This is a genomic window from Streptomyces sp. 184 (genome assembly GCF_045781775.1).
Lineage (GTDB): Bacteria > Actinomycetota > Actinomycetes > Streptomycetales > Streptomycetaceae > Streptomyces.
Genome location: NZ_CP123230.1, coordinates 3,552,847 through 3,569,083 on the forward strand (window position 1 = coordinate 3,552,847; position 16,237 = coordinate 3,569,083).

Genomic DNA, 16,237 nt, shown 5'->3' on the forward strand with positions numbered 1-16,237 from the left:
CTCGGGGCATGAGCACTGCTGACACCCCCGAAGACGTGGCGCACCTGCTGGTGCGCTGCCTGGAGGCGGAGGGCGTGACGCACGTCTTCGGCGTGCCGGGCGAGGAGAACATCCGCTTCGTCGACGCCGTCCACGCCTCCCCGTCCATCGAGTACGTCCTCGTACGCCATGAGCAGGGCGCGTCGTTCATGGCGGAGATGTACGGCCGTATCACCGGCCGCGCGGGCGTGTGTTCCGCGACCCTCGGCCCGGGTGCCATCAACCTGCTGCTCGGCGTCGCCGACGCGCAGACGAACAGCACCCCGGTGGTCGCACTCGCCGCCCAGGGCGGCGAGGACCGGATGCACAAGGAGTCGCACCAGGTCATCGACCTGCCCGCGATGTTCGCCCCGGTCGCCCAGTGGTCCCAGACGGTACGCACGGCCGGCGCGGTGCCGGAGATGGTGCGGCAGGCGTTCAAGACCGCGCAGAGCGAGCGGCCCGGTGCCGCCTTCCTCGCCCTGCCCGAGGACATAGAGGGCGCCGTACCCGATCCGCCGCTGAGCCCGCTGCCCATCAACCGCCCGCGCCCCGAAGCCCCTTCCCCGGCGCAGTTGGAGCGGGCCGCCGAGGTGCTGGCAGGCGCCGAGCGCCCCATCCTGCTGGCCGGCCACGGCGCCACCCGGGCCGGCGCCACGGCCGCCCTGGTCCGCTTCTCCGAGCGGCTCGACATCCCGGTGACGACGACCTTCAACGGCAAGGGCGTCTTCCCCGACGACCACCCCAACGCCCTCGGCGCGGTCGGCTTCATGCGCCACGACTACACCAACTTCGGCTTCGACAACGCCGACGTGCTCATCTGCGTCGGGTACGAACTCCAGGAGTTCGACCCGGTCAAGATCAACCCCCGGGGCGACAAGAAGATCCTGCACCTGCACCAGTTCCCGGCCGAGGTCGACGCCCACTACCCGGTCGCGGTCGGCGTGCTCGGCGACCCCTCCATGGCGCTCGACGGCCTCGCGGACGCCGTCGGCCGTACGTTCCACGGCGACGGCCGGCTCATCCGCGGGCTGCTCGCCGAGGAGCTGGCGCACGGCCGCCGCAACGCCGCCTTCCCGCTCGCGCCGCAGCGCGTCGTCGCCGACGTCCGCGAGGCGCTGGGCCGCGAGGACATCGTCCTCGTCGACACCGGCGCCGGCAAGATGTGGATGGCGCGGCTCTACCCCACGTACGAGCCCAACACCTGCCTGATCTCCAACGGCCTGTCCACCATGGGCTTCGCCGTGCCCGGCGCCATCGGCGCCAAGCTCGCCCGGCCCGACGCGCAGGTGCTGGCGGTGACCGGCGACGGCGCGTTCCTGATGAACTCCCAGGAGCTGGAGACCGCCGTCCGCGAGGGCGTCCCGATGACCGTGCTCGTCCTCGTCGACGACGAGTACGGGCTGATCACCTGGAAGATGGAGCTGGAGATGGGGCGCCACTCCCACACCCGCTTCGCCAACCCGGACCTGGTGAAGTACGCGGAGAGCTTCGGCGCCCGCGGGCACGCGGTGACGTCCGCCGACGAGCTGCTGCCCACGCTGCGCGACGCCCTCGCCCACGACGGTGTGGACGTCATCTCCTGCCCCGTCGACTACACCGAGAACCTGCGGCTGACCGACCGGCTCGGCGCCCTCCAGGGCCCGTTCTGAGCTCCGCGCCGGTGGTCCTCAGCCGGCGGGGCTGAGGATCACCGAGCGGGTCAGGTGGCGCGGCTCGTCCGGGTCGAGGCCGCGGGCGCCGGCCAGCACCACCGCGAGCCGCTGCGCGCGCACCAGCTCGGCCAGCGGGTCGAGCCCGCCGGTGACCCACAGCGCGCCGGTGGCGTGCACCTCGTCCTCCAGTCCCGCGGGCGCGTCGCCGATCATCCAGGTGGCGGTGCCGGAGGTGGTGATGCTGATCGGCCCGTGCCGGTACTCCATCGCCGGGTACGACTCCGTCCACGCCAGCGCCGCCTCGCGCATCTTCAGCGCCGCCTCGTTCGCCAGGCCCACGGTCCAGCCGGCGCCGAGGAAGGTGAACTGCCGGGCGGCGAGGAGCCCCTGGGGCAGCGGCTCGACGAGCGCCAGCTCCGCGTCCTCCACCGCCGTCGCCGGCTGCACCCCGAGGTGGGCGCGGAGCAGGGTCAGCGCGGTGGTGGCGAAGCGCGTCTGCACCACGGAGCGCTCGTCGGCGAAGTCCAGCACCACGGTGTCGTCCGCGGCCTCGGCCACCGGCGTGCCGCCGTCGGCGACGATCGCCGTGGTACGCACCGAGCCCCCCAGCGCGCCCAGCAGCCGCAGCACCTCCGTGGTGGTGCCGGAGCGGGTCAGCGCCACCACCCGGTCGTAGCGCCGGCCCGCCGGGAAGCCGGAGGCCGGGAAGGCGTCGGTCTCGCCCTGGCCCGCCTCCTCGCGCAGCGCGGCGTACGCCTGCGCCATGAAGTAGGAGGTGCCGCAGCCGACGGCGGCGACCCGCTCGCCGGGCTGCGGAAGCAGCGCTTTGTACACCCCCGCCAGGTCCGTCGCCCGGCGCCAGCACGCGGGCTGATCGGCCAGCTCAGCGGCTACGTAGGTCATGTCAATCGCCCGCCCTGTGTGAGAACCATTGTTCAATTGTGCATGCTAAGGCAGAATTCCAAGCATCTTCAAGCATCCCAGGTGGGAGGATTCGGGTTGAACCAGCACGAACGGCACGGTGCGCTGCTGCGGCTGCTCGCCGAGCGCGGCCGGCTCGACGTGGAGGCCGTCGCCGCCGAGGTGGCCGTGTCCGCGGCGACCATCAGGCGCGATCTGGACCAGCTCGCCGAGCAGCAGTTGCTGGTCCGCACCCGCGGCGGTGCGGTGCCGAACGACGTGGCGTACGACCTGCCGCTGCGCCACCGCGCCGGGCGGGACGCCGCCGAGAAGGAGCGCATCGGCCGGGCCGCCGCCGCGATGGTCGAGCGCGGCATGGTCGTCGGCCTCAACGGCGGCACCACCACCGCCGCGGTGGCCCGCGCGCTCGCCGCGCGCGCCGACTGGGGCGGCGGCACCGAAGGCGCCGCCGGGGGCGACGGCGCCCGCGGCGACGGGCAGCCCGCCGTCACCGTCGTCACCAACGCGCTCAACATCGCCGCCGAGCTGGCGGTGCGGCGCAGCGTGAAGGTCGTCGTCTCCGGCGGCGTCGCCATGCCGTCCTCGTACGAGCTGGTCGGCCCGCTCGCCGGCCACATCCTGCGCGAGATCCGCCTCGACATCGCCTTCGTCGGCGCCGACGCCGTCGACGCCGAGCACGGCGCCAGCGCCCGCGACGAGCACGAGGCGAGCATCAACGCCCTGCTCGCCGCGCAGGCCGCGAAGCTCGTCGTGGTCGCCGACTCCACCAAGCTCGGCGTGCGCACCTTCGCCCGGATCTGCCCGCCCGCGGACATCGACGTGCTCGTCACCGACGACCGGGCGGCGGACAAGGCGCGCGAGTTCGAGGACAAGGGGATGTCCGTGGTGCGGGCATGAGCGGGCGCGGGAGCATCGTGACGGACCTGCGGCTGGGGGTCGTCGGCCTCGGGCTGCGCGGCAACCTCGCCGACGCCGCCCACCGGCCCGGCGTGGGCTCCGTCGTGGCCGCCGTCGCCGACACCGACCCGGCGGTGCGCGCGGGCGTCGCCGCGCGCTTCCCCGGCGCCGTCGCGTACGCCGACCACCGCCGGCTGCTCGACGCCGCGGACGCCGACGGCATCGACGCGATCGTCGTCACCACCCCCGACGACACCCACGCGACCGTCGCCCGCGCCGCGCTCGAAGCCGGCAAGCCGGTCTTCGTGGAGAAGCCGCTCGGCATCACCGTCGAGGAGTGCGACGCCATCCTGCGCACCGCGTACGAGACGGGCTCACCGCTGTACGTCGGGGACACCATGCGGCACACGGGCGTCGTCCGGCTGATGCGCGACATCGTCGCCCGCGGCGACATCGGGGCGCCGCGCACCGTGTGGGTGCGGCACTTCGTCGCGTACGGCGGCGACTACTACTTCAAGGACTGGCACGCAGAACGCCGCCGCACCACCGGGCTGCTGGTGCAGAAGGCCGCCCACGACATCGACGTCGTGCACTGGCTCGCCGGCGGCTACACCAGCCGCGTGCACGCCCTCGGCGCCCTGATGCTCTACGGCGACCTGCCCCGCCGCCCGCCCGGCACCCCGCGCCCCGCCGGCCGGCACCGGGACGACACCTGGCCGCCCGCCGCGCGCCGCGACCTGAACCCCGTGGTGGACGTCGAGGACGTCTCCGTGATGAACATGCGCCTCGACAACGGCGTCATCGCCGCCTACCAGCAGTGCCACTTCAGCCCCGACTACTGGCGCAGCTACACCGTCATCGGCACCGAGGGCCGGCTGGAGAACTTCGGCGACCGGCCCGGCGACGAGGTCCGCGTCTGGCACACCGGCCCCTCCGGCTACCGCCCCGGCGCCGACGCCATCCACCGCGTGCCCGCCGCCGGGGGCGCGCACGGCCGGGCCGACGACCGGGTCGTCGCCGAGTTCTGCCGCTTCGTCCGCCTCGGCGGCGCCACCGACACCTCGCCCCTGGCCGCCCGGATGAGCGTCGCCGCCGGCGAGCTGGCGACCCGCTCGCTGCGCTCCGGCGGCACGGCCTACGACGTACCGCCGCCGGACCCCGCGCTCGCGCGGTACTTCGCGGCCGGCCAGCCCAGGCCCGCGCACCAGCACTGAGGCCCGATCACCGCCTTCCCGGAGGGAACCGATGAGCGTGAACCGCAGGCACTTCCTGGCAGGGACGTCGATCGCCGGCGGCGCCGTGCTGCTGCCGGCCCTCGGCCTCGCCTCACCCGCGTCGGCGTACGGCGGCGGGGCCGGAGACGGCACGTACCACGGCGGGAACGGCGGCGGCGCTGGCGACGGCACCGCGGGCGCCCGCCGGGCGCTGGCCCGGCTGCTGCCCCGCCACCACCGGCAGTTCGAGCTGTCGCTGCTCCCCGGCGGCGGCCCCGACCGCTACCGCGTCACCGCCGCCCACGGCCGTGTCGCCGTCGCCGCCACCGGCACCGGCGCGCTGCTCACCGGCGTCGGCGCGTACCTCAAGCGCACCGCCCGCGCGCACATCTCCTGGAACGGCGACCAGCTCGACCTGCCCGCCCGGCTGCCCGCCCCGGCGGCCCCGCTGACCGGCGAGGCGCACGTGCCGCACCGCTTCGCGTACAACGACACCAACGAGGGCTACACCGGCGCCTACCGCGACTTCGCCGCCTGGGAGCGCGCCCTCGACGTCCTCGCGCTGCACGGCGTCAACGAGGTGCTGGTCTGCGTCGGTACGGACGCCGTCTACTACGAGACCTTCCGCGCCTTCGGCTACTCCGACGCCGAGATGCGCGCCTGGATCCCCGCCCCCGCGCACCAGCCCTGGTGGCTGCTCCAGAACATGGCGTCCTTCGGCGGCCCCGTCTCCGCCCGCCTGCTGCGGCTGCGCGCCGAGCTGGGCGCCCGCATCACCGCGCGCGTCCGCGAGCTGGGCATGACGCCCGTGCTCCCCGGCTACTTCGGCACCGTCCCCGACGGCTTCGCCGAGAAGAACCCCGGCGCCCGCGTCGTCCCGCAGGGCGGCTGGGTCGGCTTCGACCGGCCCGGCTGGCTCGACCCCCGCGACCCGCACTTCGCCGAGGTCGCCGCCGCCTTCTACGGCCACCAGCGCGACCTGCTCGGCCCCGCCGGCCTGTACAAGATGGACCTGCTGCACGAGGGCGGCGACCCCGGTGACGTACCGGTGGGGGAGGCCGCCCGCGCCGTGGAGGCCGCGCTGCGGCGCGCCCACCCCGACGCCCTCTGGGCGATACTCGGCTGGCAGCACAACCCGCGCAAGGAGATCCTCGAAGCCGTCGACCGCGACCGCATGCTCGTCCTCGACGGCCTCTCCGACCGCTTCCCCACCGTCACCGACCGCGAGACCGACTGGCTCGGCACTCCCTACGCCTTCGGCGCCATCTGGAACTTCGGCGGCCACACCCCCCTCGGCGCCAACACCCCCGACTGGGCCGAGCTGTACCCCGCCTGGCGCGACCGGCCGGGCAGCGCGCTCGCCGGCATCGCCATGATGCCCGAGGGCGCCGACAACAACCCGGCCGCGATGTCCCTGCTCACCGAACTGGCCTGGACCCCGGGCCGGATCGACCTCGACGCCTGGTTCCGCGAGTACGCCACCGCCCGCTACGGCGCCGACGACCCGCACGCGGCTGCCGCCTGGCAGGTGCTGCGCGAGACCGCGTACGGCACCACGCGCGCCGACTCCTGGAGCGAGGGGGCCGACAGCCTCTTCTGCGCCCGACCCGGTCTGAACGTGCGCAGCGCCGCCGCCTGGAGCCCGCAGGAGGACCGCTACGACATCGCCGCCTTCGACCGCGCGCTCACCGAACTCCTCGCCGTCGCCCCCGGACTGCGCCGTTCCGCCGCGTACCGCTACGACCTCATGGACGTCACCAGGCAGGCGGTGGCCAACCGCAGCCGCCCGCTGCTGGCCCGGATCGGGCAGGCGTACGAGGCCGGCGACCGCGGCGCGCTGCGCGAGCTGGCGTCCGCCTGGCTGGAGCTGATCCGGCTGCTGGACCGGGTGGTCGGCACCGACCCGCAGCACCTGCTCGGCCGGCACCTCGCCGAGGCCCGCGCCTGGGGCGCCGACCGCGCGGAGCGCGACCTGCTGGAGTACGACGCGCGCTCGCTCATCACCACCTGGGGCCCGCGCGCCGCCAGCGAGGCGGGGCTGCACGACTACGCCAACCGCGAATGGCAGGGCCTGCTGGGCGACTTCTACCACGGCCGCTGGAAGACCTACTTCGCCACGCTCGACACGGCGCTCGCCACCGGCGCGGAGCCCGAGGCCGTCGACTGGTTCGGGTACGAGGACGCCTGGGCCCGCCGCCGCGACCGCTACCCCGAGAAGCCGCGCGGCGACATACGGCGGCTCGCCGGGGAGGCGGTGCGCATCCTGGCCCGCGACCCGCTCGCCGCGCCCGCGCGCTGAGCGCGCGGCGAGGCCGCAGCCGCGGTACGGGTACGGGAGGCCACCACCCCGTACCCGTACCGCCTCTCACACCCGCCGCTGGACGTGCAGCAGGTACTCCTTGCGGTCCAGCGGGTTGTGGTCGGTCCGCGGCCGGGCCGGGGCCGGCCCGCGCACCGCCCGGTACCGTCCGAAGGCGGTCTCCACCACCCCCTCGCCCCGGGTCAGCCCCGGCAGCCGCCGCTCCAGCCCGTGCACCCGCGCCGCCGGGATCTCGCCCTCCAGCACCGCGACCCCGCCGCGCACCTCCTGTGCGTCCACCACGGCGTCCAGCGCCGCGAACACCGGCCACAGCGCCGGCACCGCGTCCTCCGGCGACTCCAGCCGGAACCGCTGCACGGGCTCGTGCACCCGCGTGCCCGCCCGCTTCAGCGCATCCGCCAGCACCAGCGGCGTGATGCCGCGGAAGTCGGCGCCCGTGCTCGACATGGCCTTGCTGAAGCCCTGGTGGGCATGGCTCTGCCGGGGCCAGTAGCCGGAGTGCGTCATCGTCACCCGCACGTCCGGGACCTCCCAGCCGCACAGGCCCTGGCGCAGCGTCGCGCGGACCGTGTCCTCGACGGCCTTGAAGAACGCGTACGGCATCGAGCCCAGCTCCACCGCCAGGTCGAAGACCACGCCCGTGCCGGGCGGCGCCGGCTCGACGTGCAGCCCGACGGTGGCCAGGAACGGGTTCGTGTCCGTGTCGCCCTTCTCATACGCCGAGCCGCCGCCGGCCAGCCGCTCGACGTGGATGACGGACGACTCGCGGAAGGACACCGGCAGCCCGTACTCCTCCGCGAGGGTGGCACCGATGACCTCCTTCTGCACCTCGCCGTAGAGCGAGACGTACAGCTCCTGCCGGATGTCGTCCTGGCGCAGCGCGATCAGCGGGTCCTGCTCGGCGAGCTGGAAGAGCGCCGCGTGCAGCGCGCCGCGGTCGCCGGCCCGGTCCGGCACCACCACCGTCTCCAGCGTGGGCGGCGCGAAGTGGTGCCGCCGCGCGTCCGCCGCCCGGCCCACCGCCGCGCCCACCGCGTCGCCGATGCGCACCTCCGCCAGGCCCCGCACCAGCGCGATCCGGCCGGCCCCGACGCAGGGCGCGGGCACCGCCGCGCCCTGCTCGAAGACCTCGATGCCGGTGACCTTCTCGGTCACGGGGGCGCGGTCGCCGTCGCCGTACGCCAGCTCCTGGCGGGTGCGTACCGTACCGGCGAGCATCCGCACGTACGCGACCTTCTCGCCGCCCGGACCGCGCTCGACCTTGAAGACCGTGCCCGCGGCCGGCCCGTCCGCGTCGCCCGCGGGTGCCGGCAGCAGCTCCTTGATGCCCGCGGTCAGCTCCGCGACGCCCGCGCCGGTGGCGGCGGAGCCGAAGTACACCGGGTGCACGAGCGCGCCCGCGGTCTGCTCGGCCAGGCTCTTGCGCAGCCGGCGGTACGTCACGGCCGCCTCGTCGGCGACGTAGTCCGCGAGGAGCGTGTCGTCGTGGCCCGCGAGGACATCGGCCAGCCGGCCGGTGAAGGCCGCGTGGTCCGGGTGGCCCGGCGCGTACGGGGTGAACGCGGCGGCGCGGGTGCCGAGTTTGCGGACGGCGCCCATGGCGACGGCACCGGGTGCGAGCTTCGCGGCGATGTCGCGCACCAGCGAGTCGTCGCGGGCGCCGCGCCGATCGGTCTTGTTGACGAAGACCAGGGTGGGGATGGCCAGGCGCCGCAGCGTGCGCATCAGCACGCGGGTCTGCGCCTGCACGCCCTCCACGGCGGAGACCACGAGCACCGCGCCGTCGAGCACGTGCAGCACCCGCTCCACCTCGGCGATGAAGTCCGGGTGGCCGGGCGTGTCGATGAGGTTGACGGTGATGCCGTCGAGCGCGAAGGAGACGACGGCGGACTTGATGGTGATGCCGCGCCGGCGCTCCAGCGCGAGCGAGTCGGTGCGGGTGCTGCCGTCGTCGACGCTCCCGACCTCGTCGATGACCCCGGCGGCGTGCAGCAGCCGCTCGGTCAGGCTGGTCTTACCGGCGTCGACATGGGCCAGGATTCCCAGGTTCAGCGTGTGCACGAAGCGTCATGTCCCTTGTGTGGATGGCGATGGCCTGCTGGGTGGACATGAACGCTGCGCGCATGCGCCTTTTCCTCTCCGCCAGGGGGCATGGGTCTGCCGTGCCCGGCCAGTGCAGCAGCGGCCGGCCGGGCACGGCAACCGAATTACCGGCTCGGCGGCGGCCGAACCGCTCGATCGGCCCGGACCGAACGCCGTGGTGCCCTCGATCCGTGCGTAGCTGCCCACGGCCCACGCGACCGGGCGTTCTCCCCGGCGCGGCCCGCCGGGCTCACCGGGCGCGTACCGCGTCGAGTTCGGCCACCGAGGCGAACGTGTCCGACGCGCCGTGCTCACTGAGCACCTTCAGCGCGATGTGCCTCGCCTTCACCTCCCGGAACGGCACGGTGAACTCCGTGCGGTCCTCGGGGAAGCTGCCGGCGGCCACGGTCCGCCAGCTCTCTCCGTCGGCGGAGACCAGCACCTCGTAGTCCTTCACCCGGCCGTTGACGCCGCCGTCCTGCCGCGGCATGTAGCGCACCCCGGCCAGCCGCCGCTGCGCGCCGGTGTCGACGGACAACTGCTGCGGCAGCGCGGCTCCGTAGTCGCTGTGCCAGTGGGTGTACGGGTCGTTGTCGACGGCGTGCGCGGCGCCGCCCGGCTCGCCGGCGCTCTCCTCGCTGGTGGCCGTCGCCGTCCAGTCGTCCTGGCCGTACAGCCCGGGGTTGGCGCCGATCTGCGACTCGGGGTCGGCCGGGTCGGGCACCGTGAGCGGCAGCGCGTCGCCGACGCGGTCGTAGGCGTCGAGGAACGGCTGCACGGGGGAGCCGGCCGGGGCGGCCCAGGTGCGGTCGCCGACGACGGCGAGCGGGCGGCGGGCGAAGTAGTCGACCCAGCCCGTGGAGTAGTCGTAGGTGCGGTCGGACCAGCGGGCCATCCGGTAGCCGAGGATGTCGGGCGCGGACTCGAAGGGGTAGTCGCGGTAGACGTCGCGGACGTCGAAGAAGGCGTAGTCGCCGGGCGTGGCGCCGAATCCGGCGCTCATGTACAGCTTGCTCTCCTCCATGCCGACGGTCGGATAGCCCTCGGCGGCCCGGCCGCCGGGGGGCGAGAGCCATTCGGTGACCGCGGTGCGCTTGTCCGGGTCGATGCTGGTGGGCTGCTGGAAGTCCCACCACTGCCAGACCTGCGCGCTCTTGCCCTCGGCGCGGACGGCCGCGGCCACGTCGTCGATGAACTCCACGAGCACGTCGCCGGGGTAGGGGTAGCCCTGCTTCTCCTGGTACGCGACGAGTTCGGGGCACGCCTCCTGCGCCGGGCGCAGCGGGATCTCGTCGGTGCCGATGTGGAGGTAGGGGCTGTCGAAGATGTCCGCGACCTCGGCGACCAGGTCGCGGGCGAAGCGCCGGGTCTCCGGCTTGGTGTAGTCCAGCGTCCAGTGGCCGCGGTCGGAGCCCTCCCAGCCGTTGCTCGGCCGGGACATCGACTCGCAGGCGAACGCCAGGTCCGGGCGGGCGTCGCCGATGGCGACGGCGTGTCCCGGCAGGTCGATCTCCGGCACGAGGGTCACCCCGTAGCGCGCGGCGTAGTCCTCCAGGTCGCGCAACTGGCGCTTGGTGTAGTGCTCTTCCGCGACGATCTCGGGGTACCGGTCGCTCTCGATGCGGTAGCCGTTCCAGTCCGTCAGGTGCAGGTGGAAGGTGTTGAGCTTGTACCAGGCGAGTTGGCGGATCTGCTGCTTCAGGTAGTCCACGGGGTAGTACCGGCGGCCCGCGTCGAGCATCATGCCGCGCTCGCCGTGGGTGGGGTGGTCGCGCACGGTGCCCCGGGGGACGGTGTGCCCGTCGGCGCCGGTGCGCAGCGCCTGGAGCAGGGTGCGGGTGCCGTAGAGCACGCCGCGGACCTCGGGGGCGGTGATCCGGGCGGAGTCGGCGAGGTCCAGCTCGTAGCCCTCGGGGGAGGGGGCGGAGCCGCCGAGGGACAGGCCGATGTCGCCGCGGCCGGGGCGGCCGGTGGCGATCCGGGGGCGCAGCCCTTCCTGGAGGTCCAGCTCGCGGGCGAGTACCGCCGCGGTGGGCGCCAGCTTCCCGGCGTCGCCGCGGTTCAGCACGATCCGGCTGTGGCGGGTCAGCTCCCACACGCCCTGACCGCCCTCCCACGAGCGCACCGAAGGAACGGTGACGGGCGCGGGGTTGGGCTCGGCGGCCTGGCTCGCGGGCACGCCGGGGGCGAGGGAGAGCAGCATCCCGGCCGCCGCGGCCAGCCACGGCGCGCGGGTGCCGCGTCGGGTCCGGGACCGCCTCAAGGGGCGGGTGCGGGTGCGGCGGGCGTACGGCCCGGGGTTGGGCGTCGTACGCGCGGACGGGCTGCGCGGTGCTGGCGCTGGGGTCTCCTGCGGCATGGCGGCTCCCTCGGACGACGGCAACTGCCCAGGCGTACCAGCCGGTCGGGGACCGCGGCCATGGACGGAAGCGCGGCGCGGCGTGGACTTACGCGCGGGGCGCCGGATGCGGTCACCGCCCATTGCCATATCGTGCGAGAATCGGTCAAGCTGTTTGTGAATTAATCGCCCGGTCGAGGGAATCTTGACCGGCTCGTTTGCGCCAACCTTGCCCCTGTCCCGACATGCCGCACTACGGTTGGCGGTCCACCCAGGACCCCGGTGAATTCGATCTCGGCTGCCTGCCCCCGGTGGGCAGAACGGGCCCCGTGGGGGGAGCACGTGGTGTACACAGACGACGTGACCGGAGCTTCGTGGCGTACCGGCGGCGACGACCGCGTGGAGTCGCGCTTCGCGCGGAGCTACCGGCTGCACGGGTTCACCGTGCTCGAACTGCACGGCGAGATCGACCTCGCCGCGCAGCTCGACGTGGAGCCGTACCTGGACGTGATCACCGGCGCACCGGCGCCGCGGGTGGTCATCGACCTGTGCCGTACGGAGTTTCTGGACTGCTCGGGACTGCGGCTGCTGGTACGCGCCCGCAGGCGCACCGGCGACCGCGGCGGTGAGCTGCGGCTCGTCTGCCCGGAGAGCGTGGGCGCGCACCGGGTCATGCGGTGCTGCGGCCTGCTCGACGCGCTGGGGCCGGTGGCGACGCTGGCCGACGCCCTGCCCGACGAAAACCCGGGAGCGATCGCTAGTCAAGTTTGATTAGGATATCGCTCATGTGTTCAGCGCAAGCAGCAGAGAACGACCCTCCGGGTTCCGGGCCCGCCGCCGGTCCGGCGAGCCTCGCCGACACCCACGACGTGATCAAGGTGCGCGGCGCCCGGGCGAACAACCTGGCCGGCATCTCGCTCGACATCCCCAAGCGCCGGCTCTCGGTCTTCACCGGCGTCTCCGGCTCCGGCAAGTCCTCGCTCGTCTTCGGCACCATCGCCGCGGAGTCGCAGCGGCTGATCAACGAGACGTACAGCGCCTTCGTCCAGACCTTCATGCCGAACCTGCCCCGGCCCGACGCCGACGGGCTGCACAACCTCTCCGCCGCCATCGTCATCGACCAGGAGCGGATGGGCGCCAACTCCCGCTCCACGGTGGGCACGGCCACCGACGCGTACGCGATGCTGCGCATCCTGTTCAGCCGGCTCGGCCAGCCGCACGTGGGCACCTCCGGCGCGTTCAGCTTCAACATCCCCGAGGGCATGTGCCCGGGCTGCGAGGGCCTGGGCGAGGTCTCCCGGATCGACGTCGACCAACTGGTCGACCGCCGGCTCTCGCTCAACGAGGGCGCCGTGACCGTGCCGAACTTCGCCGTCGGCAACTGGTACTGGGAGGTGCTGGTCTCCTCCGGCTTCTACGACCCGGATGCCAAGCTCGCCGACTTCACCGAGCAGGAGTGGCACGACCTCCTCCACAAGGAGACCGTCAAGGTCAAGGTCGGCAACCACAACATCACGTACGAGGGGCTGATCCCCAAGATCACGCGGATGTGGCTGGTGAAGGACCGCGACGCGCTCCAGGGCCACATCCGCGCCTTCGTGGACCGCGCCGTCGTCTTCGCCGAGTGCCCCGACTGCGGCGGCACCCGGCTCTCCGCCGCCGCGCTCTCCTCCAAGATCCAGGGCCGGAACATCGCCGAGTGCTCCGCCCTCCAGATCACCGACCTGGCCAAGTTCGTCCGCGCGATCGAGGACGAGTCGGTGGGGCCGCTGCTGGACAACCTGCGCGACCTGCTGGACTCGCTGGTCGAGATCGGCCTCGGCTACCTCAGCCTCGACCGCCCCTCCGCCACCCTCTCCGGCGGCGAGGCGCAGCGCGTGAAGATGGTCCGCCACCTCGGCTCCAGCCTCACCGACGTCACGTACGTCTTCGACGAGCCCACCATCGGCCTCCACCCGCACGACATCCGGCGCATGAACGACCTGCTGCTGCGCCTGCGCGACAAGGGCAACACCGTGCTCGTGGTCGAGCACAAGCCGGAGGTCGTCGCGATCGCCGACCACGTCGTGGACCTCGGACCCGGCGCCGGCAGCGACGGCGGGCACGTCACCTTCAGCGGCGACGTCCCCGGGCTGCGCGCCTCCGGCACGCTGACCGGCCGGTATCTGGAGCACCGGGTGCGGTTGCGCGAGCGGCCCAGGCAGCCGCGCGGGCACATCGCCGTCGAGGGCGCGGACCTGCACAACCTCCGCGACGTGAGCGTCGAGGTGCCGCTCGGGGTGCTCACCGTGATCACCGGCGTCGCCGGCTCCGGCAAGTCCTCGCTCGTGCACGGCTACCTCGCCGGCCGGGACGGCGTCGTCGTCGCCGACCAGTCGCCGATCCGCGGTTCGCGGCGCTCCAACCCCGCGACGTACACCGGGCTGCTCGGCCCGATGCGTACCGCCTTCGCCAAGGCCAACGGCGTCAGGCCCGCGCTGTTCTCCGCCAACTCCGCGGGCGCCTGCCCCAAGTGCAAGGGCATCGGGCTGATCTACACCGACCTGGCGATGATGGCCGGTGTCGCGTCCGTGTGCGAGGAGTGCGAGGGCAAGCGCTACACGCCCGAGGTGCTGACGTACACGCTGCGCGGCAAGAACATCAGCGAGGTGCTGGGGATGTCGGTCGCCGAGGCGCACGGCTTCTTCCCCGCCGGCCAGGCGCACGCCATCCTCGGCCGGCTCGCCGACGTGGGCCTGGGCTACCTGCGCCTCGGCCAGCCGCTCAACACCCTCTCCGGCGGCGAGCGGCAACGGCTGAAGCTGGCCATCCACATGGCCGAGAAGGCGGCCACGTACATCCTCGACGAGCCGACCACCGGGCTGCACATGGCCGATGTCGACAAGCTGCTCGCGCTGCTGGACCGGCTGGTCGACGACGGCAACTCGGTGGTGGTCATCGAGCACCACCAGGCGGTCATGGCCCACGCCGACTGGCTGATCGACCTCGGTCCCGGCGGCGGCCACGACGGCGGCCGGGTGGTGTTCACCGGCACCCCCGCCGCCCTGGTCGCGGACGCGGACACGCTGACGGCGCAGCATCTGCGCGAGTACGTCGACCGGGACTGACCCCGGACTGACCCCGGACTGACCCCGGACCGGTCGCGGTCCGGTCGCGGACCGGACCGGAACGGCCCGGGGAGTGCCTACGCCGCCGCCACGCGCGGCATCCACATCGGCTCCTTGCCGAGCTCCGCCCAGATGTACCTGAGCAGCAGCTCGGACTTGAGCCCGGCGCTCCCCGGGTCGTCCCACAGGTTGCGCGTCTCGCCCGGGTCGGCGCGCAGGTCGAACAGCTCGCCGTACGTACGCCCCTGATAGACCGTCAGCTTGTATCGGTCCTCGACGTACGTGCGCAGGCTGACCGCCGTCGGCTCGTGCCGGAACTCGCAGATGACGTGGTCCCGCGCGCTCTGTGCCCCGCCGGTGAGGACCGCCGCCTGGCTGACGCCCGTCATCTCCCGCGGCACCGGCAGCCCGGCCAGCTCCAGGAACGTCGGCGCCAGGTCGACGGTCGACACCAGCGCGGAGGACGCGCGCCCCGCGGGCACGTGACCGGGCCGGCGGACGAGGAACGGCACCCGCAGCAGGTCCTCGTAGTGGAACGCGCCCTTGGCCTGGAGTCCGTGCTGGCCGAAGAAGTGCCCGTGGTCGGTGGTGAACACCACGACCGTGTCCTCGGCAAGACCCAGCGCGTCGAGCCGGTCCAGGATCCGGCCGACGTACGCGTCCAGCATGCTGACCATCCCGTAGTACGTCGCCACCAGCCGCCGCCGCTCGGCGGCCGGCAGCCGGTGGGAGTGGAAGCCGTGGACGTACTGCCCCGACTCCTGCCACGGTGAGAAGTCCGGCCGGTCCTGCTGGGTGAGGCCGAAGTGCGGCGGGTTGCCGTCGTGTTCGCCCGCGACGGCCTCCGGCACGGTGAGGCCGTCCGGGTCGTACATCCGGTCCCAGGGCTCGGGCACGAGGTACGGCGGGTGCGGGTCGAGGAAGCTGGCCCAGCAGAAGAACGGCCCGCCGCGCTCGGCGTACCCCTCCAGCAGCGCGCCGGTGCGCTCGGCGATCCAGGCGTTGTAGTGCAGCTCCTCGGGGATCGGCCAGGTGTGCCGCACGGCCGGGTCCAGGGTGCCGGTCGGCGGCCGGAAGTAGCGCCGCCAGTCCGCGCACCCCTGCCGCTCCAGCCACAGCGCGTAGTGCTGCCCCGCGTGCGCCTCCGCGGTGTGGTTGCGGGCCAGCTCCACATGGTCGAAGCCGTAGTACGGGCCGTGGAAGTCCCGCCAGAAGTCGAGGTCCTGGAGCAGCGGGTACGACTCGATCGAGGGGTGCTCCGCGGTGCTCGCGAGCGGCTGGAAGTGCGCCTTGCCGACCAGCGAGGTGGCGTAGCCCGCGGCGCCCAGGTGCCCGCCGAGCGTGGGCTGGTCCTCGGGCAGCTTGGTGCCGAGCGACCACGCGCCGTGCTGGCTGGGGTACTTGCCGGTGATCATCGACGCGCGCGTCGGGGTGCAGGTCGGGTTGGGGCAGTACGCGCGCTCGAAGGCGGTGCCCTGCGCGGCGAGCCGGTCGAGGTGCGGGGTGCGGATCTCGGGGTTGCCGCGGCCGAGGGTGTTCCAGTGCTGCTGGTCGCTGGTGAGGAGCAGGAAGTTGGGGCGGCGGGTGCGTTGCGTCATACGGTGCGCTTTCTGACGGGGGCGGGGGCGGGCGGGCGTACGCGGGACTGATCGCGGTCGGTCCTGTGGAGACGGTCACCCGGAAGG

At 73.6% G+C, this 16,237-nt stretch carries 10 protein-coding genes; 6 read left to right on the plus strand and 4 right to left on the minus strand.

The genetic code is table 11. From position 1 onward, the window contains the following. Positions 1-8 precede the first annotated feature (8 nt). A complete protein-coding gene (locus tag QBL21_RS14975; RefSeq protein ID WP_407562679.1) occupies positions 9-1,670 on the plus strand; it encodes an acetolactate synthase large subunit in 1,662 nt (553 codons plus the stop codon). Positions 1,671-1,688: 18 nt separating this feature from the next. Here the strand turns inward: QBL21_RS14975 and QBL21_RS14980 are convergent, their stop codons facing one another. Next, entirely contained in the window at positions 1,689-2,576 is an 888-nt protein-coding gene (locus QBL21_RS14980; protein ID WP_407562680.1) for an SIS domain-containing protein, read from the minus strand. 96 nt (positions 2,577-2,672) lie between these two features. On the opposite strand from QBL21_RS14980, the gene QBL21_RS14985 reads away from it, so the two are divergent. Genes QBL21_RS14985 through QBL21_RS14995 form a run of 3 tightly spaced genes read left to right on the plus strand, consistent with a single transcriptional unit; the run spans position 2,673 to position 7,004 of the window. Beyond that, positions 2,673-3,491 carry a DeoR/GlpR family DNA-binding transcription regulator gene (locus QBL21_RS14985; RefSeq protein WP_407562681.1) on the plus strand — a complete coding sequence of 273 codons (819 nt, stop codon included), beginning with the start codon at positions 2,673-2,675 and terminating at the stop codon, positions 3,489-3,491. Then, the gene (locus tag QBL21_RS14990) at positions 3,488-4,705 is read left to right on the plus strand and encodes a Gfo/Idh/MocA family protein (protein WP_407562682.1); all 1,218 of its coding nucleotides are present in this window, start codon (positions 3,488-3,490) and stop codon (positions 4,703-4,705) included. Before QBL21_RS14985 ends, QBL21_RS14990 begins: the two co-directional genes overlap by 4 nt. Before the next feature lie 31 nt (positions 4,706-4,736). Then, positions 4,737-7,004, plus strand: a complete 2,268-nt coding sequence (locus QBL21_RS14995; protein WP_407562683.1) for an alpha-N-acetylglucosaminidase — start codon at positions 4,737-4,739, stop codon at positions 7,002-7,004. A gap of 66 nt (positions 7,005-7,070) precedes the next feature. Here QBL21_RS14995 and QBL21_RS15000 read toward each other — a convergent pair whose 3' ends face one another. Then, on the minus strand, positions 7,071-9,086 hold the full coding sequence (locus QBL21_RS15000; RefSeq protein WP_407562684.1) for a GTP-binding protein: 2,016 nt from the start codon (positions 9,084-9,086) through the stop codon (positions 7,071-7,073). A gap of 271 nt (positions 9,087-9,357) precedes the next feature. Then, positions 9,358-11,466, minus strand: a complete 2,109-nt coding sequence (locus QBL21_RS15005) for a family 20 glycosylhydrolase (RefSeq protein WP_407562685.1) — start codon at positions 11,464-11,466, stop codon at positions 9,358-9,360. Positions 11,467-11,790: 324 nt separating this feature from the next. On the opposite strand from QBL21_RS15005, the gene QBL21_RS15010 reads away from it, so the two are divergent. Together QBL21_RS15010 and QBL21_RS15015 are read left to right on the plus strand one after the other, a co-directional pair. Beyond that, entirely contained in the window at positions 11,791-12,216 is a 426-nt protein-coding gene (locus QBL21_RS15010; RefSeq protein ID WP_407562686.1) for an anti-sigma factor antagonist, read from the plus strand. Between the two features lie 98 nt (positions 12,217-12,314). Beyond that, a complete protein-coding gene (locus QBL21_RS15015) occupies positions 12,315-14,552 on the plus strand; it encodes an ATP-binding cassette domain-containing protein (RefSeq protein WP_407566429.1) in 2,238 nt (745 codons plus the stop codon). Positions 14,553-14,629: 77 nt separating this feature from the next. Here QBL21_RS15015 and QBL21_RS15020 read toward each other — a convergent pair whose 3' ends face one another. Further along, positions 14,630-16,150, minus strand: a complete 1,521-nt coding sequence (locus tag QBL21_RS15020; RefSeq protein WP_407562687.1) for a sulfatase — start codon at positions 16,148-16,150, stop codon at positions 14,630-14,632. Between the last annotated feature and the right edge of the window lie 87 nt (positions 16,151-16,237).